The sequence below is a fragment of the Streptomyces sp. NPDC002853 genome (genome assembly GCF_053591915.1).
Genome location: NZ_JBSFUS010000009.1, coordinates 33354 through 47257 on the forward strand (window position 1 = coordinate 33354; position 13904 = coordinate 47257).

A 13904-nucleotide genomic window follows, 5' to 3' on the forward strand; every position below is an offset into this window, starting at 1 on the left:
GCGCCCCTGACGGGGCGCGGGGCTTCGCTCCTACGAACCCACGATCGTCGTCAGGAACTCCCCGACCCAGCCGAGCAGTTCACGCCCGATCAGCGGCTTTCCGCCGACCTTCGCGGTCTTCGGGCGCGGCACGAGGAGCTGGTGGGCGTTCTCCTTGATGACCGTGCCGGGGTAGAGCCGCTTGAGGCGCAGCTCCTGGGACTCCCGCAGCTCCACCGGGGCGAACCGGATGTTGTTGCCCTGCAGCACGATCTCGCCGACCGAGCACGCGCGGGCCAGCATCCGCAGGCCCGCCACCAGGAGGAGGTTCTCCACGGGCTCCGGCAACTTGCCGTAGCGGTCGGTGAGTTCCTCGCGTACGGCCTTGACGTCCTCTTCGCTGCTCGCGGAGGCGATGGAGCGGTAGGCCGCGAGGCGCAGCCGCTCGCCGGGTGCGTAGTCGTGCGGGACGTGCGCGTCGACCGGCAGCTCGACCTTGACCTCCAGCGGCGGCTCCTCCTCCACGCCGCCCTCCAGGGACGCGCGGTAGTCGGCCACCGCCTCGCCCACCATGCGTACGTAGAGGTCGAAGCCGACGCCCGCGATGTGCCCGGACTGCTCGCCGCCCAGGAGGTTGCCCGCGCCGCGGATCTCCAGGTCCTTCATCGCCACGTACATGCCCGCGCCCATCTCCGTGTGCTGGGCGATCGTGGCGAGACGCTCGTGGGCGGTCTCGGTCAGCGGCTTCTCCGGCGGGTAGAGGAAGTAGGCGTAACCGCGCTCGCGGCCTCGGCCCACGCGCCCGCGCAGCTGGTGGAGCTGGGAGAGGCCGAAGTTGTCGCCGCGCTCGACGATCAGGGTGTTGGCGTTGGAGATGTCGATGCCCGACTCGACGATGGTGGTCGAGACGAGCACGTCGAACTTCTTCTCCCAGAAGTCCACCACCACTTGTTCCAGGGCCTGTTCGGACATCTGGCCGTGCGCGGTGGCGATGCGGGCCTCGGGGACGATGTCGCGCAGGCGGGCCGCCGCGCGGTCGATGGACTCGACGCGGTTGTGGATGTAGAAGACCTGGCCCTCGCGCAGGAGTTCGCGGCGGATGGCCGCGCCGATCTGCTTCTCCTCGTAGGGCCCGACGAAGGTCAGGACCGGGTGGCGCTCCTCGGGGGGCGTGGTGATCGTCGACATCTCACGGATGCCGGTCACGGCCATTTCGAGCGTACGGGGAATGGGGGTGGCCGACATGGTCAGGACGTCGACGTTGGCCCGCAGCTTCTTCAGCTGCTCCTTGTGCTCGACGCCGAAGCGCTGCTCCTCGTCGACGATGACCAGGCCGAGGTCCTTGAACTTCGTCTCGGAGGAGAAGAGGCGGTGCGTGCCGATGACGATGTCGACCGAGCCGTCGCGCAGCCCTTCCAGGGTGGCCTTGGACTCGGTCTCCGTCTGGAATCGGCTCAACGCCTTCACCTTGACGGGGAATTGGGAGTAGCGCTCGCTGAACGTGCCGAAGTGCTGCTGCACGAGCAGCGTCGTCGGGACCAGGACCGCGACCTGCTTGCCGTCCTGGACGGCCTTGAAGGCGGCGCGGACCGCGATCTCCGTCTTGCCGTAGCCGACGTCGCCGCAGATCAGGCGGTCCATCGGGACCGTCTTCTCCATGTCCTCCTTGACCTCGGCGATGGTGGTGAGCTGGTCGGGCGTCTCCACGTACGGGAAGGCGTCCTCCAGCTCGCGCTGCCAGGGGGTGTCGGGGGCGAAGGAGTGGCCGGGGGCCGCCATGCGGGCGCTGTAGAGCTTGATGAGGTCGGCGGCGATCTCCTTGACGGCCTTCTTCGCGCGCGCCTTCGTCTTCGTCCAGTCGGCGCCGCCCAGGCGGTGCAGCGTGGGGGCCTCGCCGCCGACGTACTTGGTGATCTGCTCCAGCTGGTCGGTGGGGATGTAGAGCCGGTCGCCGGGCTGGCCGCGCTTGGCGGGGGCGTACTCCACGACGAGGTACTCGCGGGTCGCGCCCTGGACGGTGCGCTGCACCATCTCGATGTAGCGGCCGACGCCGTGCTGCTCGTGGACGATGTAGTCGCCGGTCTCCAGGGTCAGCGGGTCGATCGTCTTGCGGCGGCGCGCGGGCATCCGCTGGCCGTCCTTGCCGGCCGCCTTCTGGCCGGAGAGGTCGGTCTCGGTGAGTACGGCGAGCTTGAGGGCCGGGTCCACGAAGCCGAAGTCGATCGAGCCGCAGGTGACGTGCACGAGCGAGGGCGTGAGCTCGGCGAGCTCCGCGTCCAGGCGGGCCGCGATGCCCTCGCCGCCGAGCACCTCGACGGTGCGGGCGGCGGGGCCGTGCCCCTCGGTCACGTAGACGGTGCGCCAGCCGTCGGCGAGCCAGCCCTTGGTGTCGGCGAGAGCCTTCGCGGTGTCGCCGCGGTAGGTCTCGGTGGCGTGCATGCCGAGCTTGAGGGTGTCGTCGCCCAGCTCCTCGTCGGCGGCGAACGGCGAGACGGACCACCACATCATGCCGAGGTCGCTCGCGTGGTCGCGGACGTCCGCGATGCCCCACAGGGAGGCGGCGTTCACGTCGATCGGGGCTTCTCCGCCACCGGCGGTCGCGGCCCAGCTGGCCTGCAGGAACTCCTGCGAGGTCGCCACCAGGTCGGCGGCCCGGGTACGCACGCGCTCGGGGTCGCAGACCACGGCCATGCTGTCCCGCGGCATGACGTCGAGCAGCAGCTCCATGTCGTCGACCAGGACCGGCGCGAGGGACTCCATGCCCTCGACGGCGATGCCCTCGGCGATCTTGCCGAGCAGCTCGCCTAGCTCGGGGTGCTCCTCGGCGAGGGCCGCCGCCTTCTCCCGTACGTCGTCGGTGAGGAGCAGCTCGCGGCAGGGCGGGGCCCACAGACCGTGCTCGGCGACTTCCAGGGAGCGCTGGTCGGCGACCTTGAAGTAGCGGATCTCCTCGACGTCGTCGCCCCAGAACTCGACGCGGAGCGGGTGCTCCTCGGTCGGCGGGAAGACGTCGAGGATGCCGCCGCGCACGGCGAACTCGCCCCGCTTCTCGACCAGCTCCACCCGGGAGTACGCGGCTGCCGCGAGGGCCTCCACGGTCTCGTTCAGATCCACGCTCTCGCCGGTGCGCAGGGCCACGGGCTCCAGGTCGCCCAGGCCCTTGACCTGCGGCTGGAGTACGGAACGCACGGGGGCGACGATGACGGAGACGGGACCGGTCTCGGGGTCGTCGGGCCTGGGATGCGCCAGGCGGCGCAGGACGGCGAGACGGCGGCCGACGGTGTCGGAGCGGGGCGAGAGGCGTTCGTGCGGGAGGGTCTCCCAGGAGGGGTACTCGACGACGCCGTCCGGCGGAATGATCGTGCGCAGGGCCGCCGCCAGATCCTCGGCCTCACGCCCGGTGGCCGTCACGGCGAGGACGGTACGGTTCGTCTCGCGAGCAAGGGCGGCGATCGCGAAGGGCCGCGCGGCAGGCGGGCCGACGAGGTCCACGTGGGCGCGATTGCCGTCGGCGGCGGCCTTGACCGCTTCGGCGAGGGCCGCGTCCTTGACGACAGCGTCGAGCAGACCTTGCAGGCTCATGTGGGCTTTCGCTTTCCGTCCAGGTTCGAAGGCGCGCGGGGGCAACGCGAACCGCCCGGCAACGTGAACGGGCCGGGGGGTCTCCAGCGTACGACTACGGAGTGACAGCCGCTGGTCGTCGAGGCCCGTGGCCGGGAAACGGCAGCCGGCCCCGGCGGACGCCGTAGCGCCCGCCGGGGCCGTCTCCCGCACCCCCGTAGCGGAAGCTATTCCGTGGCGATCGCGTTCAGGACGTTCATCCGGCCCGCCCGGAAGGCCGGCACCAGCGCCGCGAACAGGCCCACGAACGCCGAGCCGATGAAGACGGTGATGATCGTCGGCCAGGGGATCTCCAGGACCTTCAGGCCCTCCAGGGCGAGCAGCTTCTGGGCCGTGGCGCCCCAGCCCATGCCGAGCCCGAGGCCGAGGAGTGCGCCGAAGAGGGCGATGACCACCGACTCCAGGCGGATCATGCGGCGCAGCTGGCGGCGCGAGAGGCCGATCGCCCGCATCAGGCCGATCTCACGGGTCCGCTCGACCACCGAGAGGGCGAGGGTGTTCACCACACCGAGGATGGCGACGATGATCGCGAGGCCGAGCAGACCGTAGACCATGTTCAGCATCTGGCCGACCTGGTCCTTCAGCGTCTGCTTGAAGTCGGTCTGGTCCATGACCTTGTACTGCGGGTAGTCGGACATGGCCGCCTTCAGCGACGTGTACGCCGCGTCCTGCTGGTCCTTCTCCGCCTTGGCGAACATGATCTCGTTCGGCGGCATCCGGTCGGCGGGCACGTACTTCGCGGCGGTCGAGATGTTCACGTACATCGCGCCCGAGTCGATCGAGGTCTCGCTGGAGGTGATGGCGCGGACGGTGATGCCGGCCGTCCTGCCGTGGTCGAAGGCGAGCTTCACCTTGTCGCCGACGGTGATCCCGTGGTCCTTGGCGAAGTCCTCGCCGACCGACATGGAGTCCGGCCTGTAGGCGTCGGCGAGCTTGCCGGCGACGGTCTCGCTGCGCAGGTCCTCGGCGTACGTCGCGTCGGCGGCGCTCAGGCCCACGCCCTTCGCGGTCTTGCCGTTCGGGGCGGTCAGGTCCGCCTTGATGTCCTTGTACTGGGTGATGTGGGCGATGTGGTCGGCCTTCTCCAGGGACTTCGCGGCCTTCGGGGTGATCGCCTGGCCGTTGTCGGACTGGATGATGAAGTCCGCGCCGACCGACTTGTCGAGCTCGTCCGTGGCCGAGGCGACCATCGAGGAGCCGACCACCGACAGGCAGGCGACCAGGGCGAGGCCGATCATCAGGGCCGCCCCGGTGGCGCCGGTGCGGCGCGGGTTGCGCAGCGCGTTGCGCTCGGCCATCCGCCCGACGGGCCCGAACATGCGCAGGAGTACGGCGCTGATGACGCGGACCACGCCGTTGGCGAGGACCGGGCCGATGACGACGAAGCCGATGAGGGTCAGGACCACGCCGCCGCCGAGGAAGAGCGAGCCCTCGCTCGCCTTGTCCGCCTGCGACGCGGTGTAGAGGCCGAAGGCGCCGGCGCCGGTGAGGACCAGGCCGATGATCGCGCGCAGGACGCTCGCCTTGCCGTCGGCCGGTGTCCCTGCGTCCCGCAGGGCCGCCATCGGGGAGACCTTGGCGGCGCGCCTCGCGGGGAGGTAGGCGGCGAGGACGGTGACGACGATGCCGAGGACCATGCCGACCACGGGGGTCGTCCACTTGACGGTGAGGTCCTGGGTGGAGAGTTCCATGCCCATGCCGGACATGAGCTGCATCAGGCCGACGGCGAGCCCGACGCCCGCGCCGACCCCGAGGACCGAGCCGATGACGCCGAGCAGCAGCGCCTCGACGAGCACGGAGCGGTTGACCTGCTTGCGGCTGGAGCCGATGGCGCGCATCAGGCCGATCTCGCGGGTGCGCTGGGCGACCAGCATCGAGAAGGTGTTGATGATGAGGAAGATGCCGACGAGGAAGGCGATCCCGGCGAAGCCGAGCATCGCGTACTTCATCACGTCGAGGAAGCCGCTGACGCTCTTGCGGCTGTCGTCCGACGTCTCCTGCTGCGTCTTGACCTTGTACGCGGACGCCTCCGCGCCCATGGTCTCGCCGACGTTCCGCTTGAGCACCGCGTCACTGACGCCGGCCTCGGCGGTGACGTTGACATGGGTGAACTTGCCGGTCGTGCCGAGGAGTTCGCGCTGTGCGGTCGCGGTGTCGAAGTAGACGATCGCGGCGCCGGGGTTGGTCACCTTGAAGGTGGCTATGCCGGAGATCCTGGCGGTGTGGTCACCGGAGACGGCGATGGTGCGCAGCTCGTCACCGAGCTTGAGGTGGTGCTTGTCGGCGGTGTCGGCGTCGACCATCACGTCGGTGGGACCGCGCGGGGCGTGCCCGGAGGTGATGTCCATCGAACGCAGGTCGTTGTGCGTCCAGTTGCCCGCGATGGTGGGGCCGCCGCCGGTGGGACCCACGTTCTTCTTCTTGGAGTTGACGACGGTGACGGCGGTGCTGCTGACCGCGCCCTCCGCGGACTTCGCGCCGTCGGCCTTCTTCGCCTGCTCGACGACCGAGGCGGGCACCGACTCGGGCTTCCCGCTGTCGGGCGTCTCGCCGGTGTCCTCGGCGTTCTTGTTGGTGACGGTGACGTCGGCGGACGTCGCGGCGAAGAGCTTGTCGAACGTCGTGTTCATCGTGTCGGAGAAGACGAGCGTGCCGCAGACGAACGCCACCGACAGGACCACGGCCACGGCGGAGAGCGCCATGCGGCCCTTGTGCGCGAAGAAGTTGCGCATCGAGGTCTTGAGGACGGTCATGACGTGCGCCCCCGGGCGTCGAAGTCCTTCATGCGGTCCAGGACGGTCTCGGCGGTCGGCGAGTACATCTCGTCGACGATCCGGCCGTCGGCGAGGTAGAGCACCCGGTCCGCGTACGAGGCGGCCACCGGGTCGTGCGTGACCATCACGATGGTCTGGCCGAGCTCGGTCACCGACTTGCGCAGGAAGCCCAACACCTCCGCCCCCGCACGGGAGTCGAGGTTTCCGGTCGGCTCGTCACCGAAGATGATCTCGGGGCGCGCGGCCAGGGCGCGGGCCACGGCGACGCGCTGCTGCTGGCCGCCGGAGAGCTCGGTCGGGCGGTGCTTGAGGCGGCCCGCGAGGCCGACGGTCTCCACGACCTGGTCCAGCCAGCCGCGGTCGGGCTTGCGGCCCGCGATGTCCATCGGGAGCGTGATGTTCTCGATGGCGTTGAGCGTCGGCAGCAGGTTGAACGCCTGGAAGATGAAGCCGATCCGATCTCGGCGCAGCTGCGTGAGCTTCTTGTCCTTCAGGCCGGTGATCTCGGTCTCGTCGAGGTAGATCTGCCCGGAGGACACGGTGTCCAGGCCCGCGAGGCAGTGCATCAGGGTCGACTTGCCGGAGCCGGAGGGGCCCATGATCGCGGTGAACTGCCCGCGGGCGATGTCCACGTCGATCTCGTCGAGCGCCACAACCCGGGTCTCCCCCGATCCGTACGCCTTCACGACCTGGCGCGCCCGTGCCGCCACGGCCGTACGCCCTCCAGTGCCCCCGTGCCTGGGAATGGTTACAGCCGTTGTCACGGTAAGTCTCCTAAGTCGGCTATGCGGTGGGTCAGCCATGTTCGCCACGCATAAAGATTCTGGTCGTCCGACGGCTCCAGCGCCCTGGTGCCCAGCGCAGTCTTCTGCTGGGGAAAACCCCACCCCCGAAGGTGTGGCTGGTCCGACCCGGGAGCCCCCCGGTTCGCCCCGTCGGCATAAAGCCAATCTAAGAAGCGGCCGGGGCCTTCTCGTCCTCCGGCGGTACGAACGCTCCCCGGTCCGTAGTACGGAGGTTCCCCTAGGGGATCTCCACCTCCCGGGGGAGCTGTTCTCGGGGTTGCTCCACCCTCCTGCCGATCGGACACCGGCCCACCTGCCGGGATGCTCTGCACCCCTGCCCGGCGGCGCACCCGGGTGAGAAGGTGGCCGGAAGCAATTAGATGCAGGGGGAAGGAATCTCGGTGGGCGGCACAGGCGACATACCTTCGGCCACGCAGGACACCCGGCGGCGCGGCCCCGTCGTGGCCGCCCTCATGCTCGCCATGGCGCTCGCCGCCCTCGACTCCACGATCGTCTCGACGGCCATCCCGCAGATCGTCGGCGACCTCGGCGGCTTCTCCGTCTTCTCCTGGCTCTTCTCCGGCTATCTGCTCGCCGTCACCGTCACCCTGCCCATCTACGGCAAGCTCTCCGACACCTTCGGCCGCAAGCCCGTCCTCATCGCGGGCAGCATCCTCTTCCTGATCGGCTCGGCCCTGTGCGCCGTGGCCTGGAACATGGGCGCGCTCATCGCCTTCCGCGTCGTCCAAGGGCTGGGCGGCGGCGCGCTCCAGGGGACGGTGCAGACGCTGGCCGCCGACCTCTATCCCCTCAAGGAACGCCCCAAGATCCAGGCGAAGTTGTCCACCGTGTGGGCCGCGTCGTCCATCGCGGGCCCGGCACTCGGCGGCCTGATCGCCGCGTACGCCGACTGGCGCTGGATCTTCCTCATCAACCTGCCCATCGGGGCGGTGGCCCTCTGGCTGATCGTGCGCCACCTCCACGAGCCGCAGCGCGAGAAGGCGACCCGGGGGCGCACCGACTGGGCGGGCGCGCTCGCCGTCTTCGCCTGCGGCGGCGTCCTGCTCACCGCGCTCGTGCAGGGCGGCGTCGCCTGGGGCTGGCTGTCCGCGCCGTCCCTCGCGCTGTTCGCGGGCGGGCTGCTCCTCGCGGCGGCCGTCGTGGTCGTCGAGCGGCGCGCGGCCGAGCCGATCATCCCCGGCTGGGTCTGGCGCCGGCGCACCATCGCCGCGGTCAACCTCGCCCTGGGCGCGCTCGGCCTCCTGATGGTCGCGCCCACCGTCTTCCTGCCGACGTACGCCCAGTCCGTGCTCGGCCTCGCGCCGGTCGCCGCCGGGTTCGTGCTCTCCGTGATGACGCTGAGCTGGCCGGTCTCCGCCGCCCTGAGCCAGCACGTCTACCGCAGGCTGGGCTTTCGCGACACGGCCCTCATCGGCATCGGCGGGGCGGCGCTCTTCCTCTTCGCGTTCCCCTTCCTGCCCTATCCGGGGCAGGCCTGGCAGCCGGCGCTGATCATGCTGCTTCTCGGCGCGGCGCTCGGCCTCTTCCAACTGCCGCTGATCGTCGGGGTGCAGTCCACCGTCGGCTGGTCCGAACGCGGCACGGCCACCGCCTCCATCCTCTTCTGCCGCCAGATAGGCCAGACCCTGGGCGCGGCGCTCTTCGGCGCGGTCGCCAACGCGGTCCTCACCTCGCGGCTCGGCGGCGCGGGCTCGCTGGACTCGGTGGCCCACGCGCTGGAGGACCCGGCATCGGTCGCCGATCCCGAACGGCTGCGGCGCGCCGTCGACTCGGCGGTCGACACGGTGTACGTGGGGGCGGGGTGCGCGGCGGTGCTCGCACTCCTCGTACTCGTGTTCCTCGCACCACGGCGGTTTCCGGTAATCGGGGCCGACACCCCGGAGAACGGGGAGGTCAGCGCCCCGGAGAGCGCAAAGAACAGCGAACTTGCCCCGCGCGAAAGCCCCGTGAACAGACCGGCGGACTAGACCGACCAACCAGTATGGGCAAAACCCTTCGCGGCTCTACTACTTACAAGTAACGTGCTCGATCCTCACCTCTCGCTCCCTGCGGTCCCGCACCGGACCGACGCCGCGCAAGGAGAACCGGGATGCCCTACCCTCCCCAGCCCCAAAACCCGCACCACCCACAGCACCCCCAGTACCCGCAGCCCCCGCAGAGCGCCCAGCCCCCGCAAAGCCCCCACCCCTCGCGGTACCCCCAGGGCCTGCACGCCCCCTCGTACCCCACCTACCCCCGGCAGCCCGTCGCGCCGCCACCTCCCCCGCCACCCCCACGGCTCCCCCGCCACCCCGCACTCGGCCGCCACAGCGACCTGCGCCGTCTGCGCGGCGCCTACCGCTGGCAGCGCCGCGTCGCCACCCTCACCGCCCTCGGCTACTTCACGCTCTTCCTGATCCTCTCCGCCTTCGCCCCGTCCCTGATGACGGACACGGTCTCCGGCGGCCTCTCCACCGGCCTGCTGCTCGGCCTGTGCCAGGTCCCCGTCACGCTGCTCGCCATAGGGCTGTACGAGTACACGGCCCGCCGCAGGGTCGACCCGATGGCCGAACGGCTGCGCAAACTGGCGGAGTTGGAGGCCAACCGATGAGCCCCGACACCGAGAGCGGCGTCACGCTGGCCGCCGACTCGGCCCAGGCCATGTCCCTGGTCGCGTTCACCGCCGTCGTCACCCTCACGCTGCTCCTGTGCGTGATGACGGGCCCCGACCGCGACAACCTCGGCGAGTTCTACACCGGCTACGGCGCCCTCTCCCCCCTGCGCAACGGCCTCGCCATCGCGGGCGACTACATCTCGGCGGCGACCGTCCTCGGCACCGGCGGCATCATCGCGCTCCTCGGGTACGACGGTGTCGTCCTCGCCCTGAGCACGGCACTGTCCCTCATGCTGCTCATGTTCCTGCTCGCCGAACCCCTGCGGAACGCGGGCCAGTTCACCATGGGCGACGTACTGGCACGCCGGATGCCCGGACGGGCCGTACGCATCGCGGCCTGCGCGGCGACACTCGCCGCACTGATCCCCCTGATGCTGGTGCAGTTGGCGGGCGCGGGCGACCTGCTCTCCTTCATCCTCGGATTCTCCGGCGAGGGCGTGAAGACGGCATGCGTCGTCGCACTGGGCGCACTCATGATCAGTTACGCGGCGATCGGCGGCATGAAGGGCACCGCCCTCATCCAGATCCTGAAGATCGTGATGCTGCTCGGCTCCGGCGTGGTCATCGCCGCCCTGATCCTGCGCCGCTTCGACTGGGACCTGGGCGCGCTGCTCGCCGCCGCCGAGAAAGGCAGCGGGGCCGGCCCCGCCTTCCTGCAGTCGGGCCTCCAGTTCGCGGGCGGCCCCCACCCCGGCCTGGACATGATCAGTTCGGAACTGACGGTGGTCCTCGGCGGCGCATGCCTCCCCCACGTCACGATGCGCATGTACACGGCCCGCAGCGCGCCCGAGATACGCCGCTCGATGTCCTGGGCGGTGTCCTTGGTGGCGCTCTTCGTCCTCATCATCACGATCGTCGGCTTCGGCGCGACGGCGATGATCGGGCGCGCGGCCATCGCGCAGGCGGACCCGCAGGGCAACACGGCCTATCTGCTGGGCTCCAAGGCGGTGTTCGGCGTGCACGCCTCGACGTTCGAGACCCTCATCTTCACGACGGTCACCACGGCGATCTTCCTCACGCTGCTCGCCTCGGTCGCCGGAATGATCCTCGCCTGCGCCAACTCCCTGGCCCACGACGTCTTCGCCCACCTGCGCCTGCGCAGGGAACTCACCCCGCGGCGCGAGATGACACTGGCCCGCGTCTCGGCCCTGGCCATAGGGGGCCTGGCGATCGTGCTCGCGGTCGTGGTCCAGCACCACAACCTGCAACCGCTGGTCACCCTCTCTTTCTGCCTGGGTGCGTCGGCCCTCGCCCCGGCCCTGGTCTACAGCCTCTTCTGGCGCCGCTACACCCGCCGCGGCCTCCTGTGGACCCTGATCGGCGGCACCCTCGGCTCCGTCATCCTCATGACGGGCACCAACCTGGTCTCGGGCGCCCCCACCTCGGCGTTCCCGAACCACGACTTCAACTGGTTCCCCTTCACCACGACGGGCATCGCCTCCATCCCCCTCGGCTTCCTCCTGGGCTGGCTCGGCACGGTGACGTCGGGCCGCGGTGAGTCGGACGAGCAGCGCAGGCGGTACGAGGCGGTGGAGGGCTGGATTCTGGCGGGGGTGACGAGGAGGTAGTTCCTTTCAGGGAGTACGCGGGGTGAACGGGTGGGCGGGCGGGAGAGAATCCGCCGCGAAGTGACGGCCTAGGACACCCGCCCGGTCAGCGCAGCGAGACTGCTCCGCACATGCTCCATGTGCGCCCGCACCTCGTCCCACTCCTCACCGTGCTCCCGCAACATCCGCTCGGTCTCCCGGGCGATCCCTTCCTCCCGGGCACCCGCGGCGGCGACCAGCTCAGCGCCCCGCGCCTCCGCGTCCTCCTGCCCGTGCCGGGCGGACTCCTCCGCCTCCGCGAAGGCCCGCTTGGCCTCGGACAGACGGGCCTCGGCGGCGGCCACGAGCGAAGCCTCGTGAGCCTCCGCCTCGGCCTCCCGCAGGGCGATCTCCCGCTCGGCGGCATCCCACCGCTCGGCGTGCTCCTTCTCCTGATCCTCCAGGAGCGCGGTACTGCGCTCCCGCATCTCCCGCAGCGCAGCCAGGGCCTCGCCCCGCCACTCCTTCACGTCACGGCGGGCCGCGATCCGCGACTCGTCCGCGCTCGCACGGCTTGCGAGCAGCCGCTGCCGGGCCCGCTCGTCGGCCTCACCGAGGACTTCGTCGGCGTACGCACGAGCGGCGTCGCGGATCTCGCCGGCCTCCGTCTCGGCCGCCTCCGTCGCGCGCCGCGCATCGGCCTCGGCCGACTCCCGTACGGCCGCGGCCTCCGCCTCGCTCAGGGCGAGGACGTTGCGCGCACGCTCGCTCAACGTCTCGTACGTCTGAGGGGCGAGCCGCGAGACCACGTCGCGCAGTCGCTCCGCCTCCGCCTCCATCTCCTTGGCCAGGACGGTGAGCCGGGCAGCGCGTTCCCACGCGTCGTCGCGGTCACGGGACAGATCGAGGGCGTACGCGTCCACCTGCTCGGGACGGTAACCCCGTCCGCGCACGGCGACGAAGCCGTGCTCCGACGTCGTAGAACCGCTGCTCATCCTTGAATCCCTCCTCCGACGCACCACGCGCGTACCGCGCGATTGGCGCACATCTTGATGGATCAAGCGGAAGCGCTCATAACGCGACACTCCGCACATCTCATCCGCTCAAGGATGCGTTATTTCTTGCCAGAAGTCGGAATCGGGGGGTGCTGTTTCTTTACGGCGCGGCGGGCATGGCTTCGGGCGCCCCCGTCAAGCCCGCCGCGAAAACGAACGAGGCGACCGACCCCGCAGAGGGTCGAGCGCCTCGTTCACCGCTACGGGCGGGGACTACAACAGCCCGTCCCACATCTGCTCGAGAAGTACAGACCACCAGCTCTCCGGCGAAGCCAACGCCGCCGGGTCAAGCGCGGCCAACTGTCCCTGGAAGTCCACCGTCCAGCGGCCCGCCTGCTCCTGGTTCAGCCCGTACCGCAGCCGCCACATACGGCCGAGCAGCGCCAGGCAGCGCGCGAACTCGGGCAGCCCCGTGTTCACGAACTGCGGCGGCACCGGGGCCCCGCCGGGACCGGCCTCCACCGGCACGGCGACGATGTTCGCCGTGCCGTACTGGACGCAGATCGCGCGGCCGAAGTCACTGCCCATCACGAGGTACGAACCGGCGTCCGACGCCGGCTGCACCCCGCGCTCCTGCGCCGTCTCGGCGAGAGTCGGCACCGGACGGCCGGGCTGGGCCTGCGCCCAGAAGAACGGGCCGAAGTCGACCGGCAGACCCGCCACCACGAGCGTGTGCGCCACGAGGTCGGGCACGCCCTGCCGGGAGACCGCCCGCTGGTCGAAGCGGAAGATGCCGGGCCCGAACGCGCCCACCAGCTCCTGCGCCACGCCCTCCGGCGGGATCGGCGGCGCGGGCTGCACCTGCGGCAGCGGCGCGCGCACCGGTGCAGGGCGCGCCGGACCGTCCGCGACCTGGTGCAACTCGGCCTGATGCGCGATGAGCTGCTGCATGCCGCCCTGCCGGGACCCGTGGTCCCTGCCGTACGGGGCGATGCTCGTGATCCGCGCCTGCGGCCAGGTCTCCCGGATCATGCGGGCGCAGTACGCGCCGGGCAGCTCGCAGGACTCCAGCTCCGTGTGGAGTTCGAGCACCTGCTGCGGCGGCACGTTCATGCCGCGCAGCTCGTGCAGGATCTGCCACTCCGGGTGCGGCGTGCCGGGCGCCGAGCGGCGGATGAGCTGCTGCTCGGAGCCGTCCTGCGCGCGGTAGCGGAGCACGGCCTGGTAGCCGGGGCCCACGGTCGGCTGTCCGGTGGGCGGCTGCGGGTAGCCGTAGGGCTGACCCGGCGCGGGGGGCGGCGGCATGCCGGGAGCACCCGGAGCGCCGGGAGCCTGCGGCGGCATGGGCGCACCGGGACCACCGACCGCGGGACCGGCCAGCATCGTCGCGGCGTGGTGAACACCACCGCCGGGAGCACCGGGAGCACCGGGAGCACCGGGAGCACCCGGAGCCGCGGGAGGCTGGGGCGCGCCATGAGCACCGGGCGCACCGGGAGCACCGGGCGGGCCAGGAGGCTGCGGGGCACCAGGAGCACCGGGAGCACCCGGCG

8 protein-coding genes are annotated in these 13904 nt (G+C 70.8%); 3 read left to right on the forward strand and 5 right to left on the reverse strand.

Features of this window, described 5'->3' with window-relative positions:
- Positions 1–30: 30 nt before the first annotated feature.
- The 3 genes from mfd to ACWD02_RS24795 form a co-directional block, all read right to left on the reverse strand.
- Positions 31–3561 carry a transcription-repair coupling factor gene (gene mfd / locus ACWD02_RS24785; protein ID WP_451214618.1) on the reverse strand — a complete coding sequence of 1177 codons (3531 nt, stop codon included), beginning with the start codon at positions 3559–3561 and terminating at the stop codon, positions 31–33.
- Positions 3562–3767: 206 nt separating this feature from the next.
- Positions 3768–6353, reverse strand: a complete 2586-nt coding sequence (locus ACWD02_RS24790; RefSeq protein ID WP_451214619.1) for an ABC transporter permease — start codon at positions 6351–6353, stop codon at positions 3768–3770.
- On the reverse strand, positions 6350–7138 hold the full coding sequence (locus ACWD02_RS24795; RefSeq protein ID WP_451214620.1) for an ABC transporter ATP-binding protein: 789 nt from the start codon (positions 7136–7138) through the stop codon (positions 6350–6352). Before ACWD02_RS24795 ends, ACWD02_RS24790 begins: the two co-directional genes overlap by 4 nt.
- A 401-nt stretch (positions 7139–7539) precedes the next feature.
- Between ACWD02_RS24795 and ACWD02_RS24800 the strand changes: the two genes are divergently transcribed.
- The 3 genes from ACWD02_RS24800 to ACWD02_RS24810 all read left to right on the forward strand — a co-directional run bounded on the left by ACWD02_RS24800 (position 7540) and on the right by ACWD02_RS24810 (position 11401).
- On the forward strand, positions 7540–9147 hold the full coding sequence (locus ACWD02_RS24800; RefSeq protein ID WP_451214621.1) for an MFS transporter: 1608 nt from the start codon (positions 7540–7542) through the stop codon (positions 9145–9147).
- Between the two features lie 122 nt (positions 9148–9269).
- The gene (locus ACWD02_RS24805) at positions 9270–9770 is read left to right on the forward strand and encodes a DUF485 domain-containing protein (RefSeq protein ID WP_451214622.1); all 501 of its coding nucleotides are present in this window, start codon (positions 9270–9272) and stop codon (positions 9768–9770) included.
- Positions 9767–11401 carry a sodium/solute symporter gene (locus ACWD02_RS24810; protein ID WP_451214623.1) on the forward strand — a complete coding sequence of 545 codons (1635 nt, stop codon included), beginning with the start codon at positions 9767–9769 and terminating at the stop codon, positions 11399–11401. The genes ACWD02_RS24805 and ACWD02_RS24810 overlap by 4 nt, the downstream gene beginning before the upstream one ends.
- Positions 11402–11469: 68 nt before the next feature.
- Here ACWD02_RS24810 and ACWD02_RS24815 read toward each other — a convergent pair whose 3' ends face one another.
- Both ACWD02_RS24815 and ACWD02_RS24820 read right to left on the reverse strand, forming a co-directional pair.
- Positions 11470–12354, reverse strand: coding sequence for a cellulose-binding protein (locus ACWD02_RS24815; protein WP_451214624.1), 885 nt, complete (start codon positions 12352–12354; stop codon positions 11470–11472).
- A gap of 273 nt (positions 12355–12627) precedes the next feature.
- Positions 12628–13904, reverse strand: a 1277-nt coding sequence (locus ACWD02_RS24820; RefSeq protein ID WP_451214625.1) for an SUKH-4 family immunity protein, incomplete at its 5' end; no start/stop codon positions are given.

Coding starts and splice junctions, on each gene's coding strand:
- ACWD02_RS24800 (WP_451214621.1), top strand. CDS start 7,540: ATGCAGGGGGAAGGAATCTCGGTGGGCGGCACAGGCGACATACCTTCG.
- mfd (WP_451214618.1), bottom strand. CDS start 3,561: ATGAGCCTGCAAGGTCTGCTCGACGCTGTCGTCAAGGACGCGGCCCTC.
- ACWD02_RS24790 (WP_451214619.1), bottom strand. CDS start 6,353: ATGACCGTCCTCAAGACCTCGATGCGCAACTTCTTCGCGCACAAGGGC.
- ACWD02_RS24815 (WP_451214624.1), bottom strand. CDS start 12,354: ATGAGCAGCGGTTCTACGACGTCGGAGCACGGCTTCGTCGCCGTGCGC.
- ACWD02_RS24805 (WP_451214622.1), top strand. CDS start 9,270: ATGCCCTACCCTCCCCAGCCCCAAAACCCGCACCACCCACAGCACCCC.
- ACWD02_RS24810 (WP_451214623.1), top strand. CDS start 9,767: ATGAGCCCCGACACCGAGAGCGGCGTCACGCTGGCCGCCGACTCGGCC.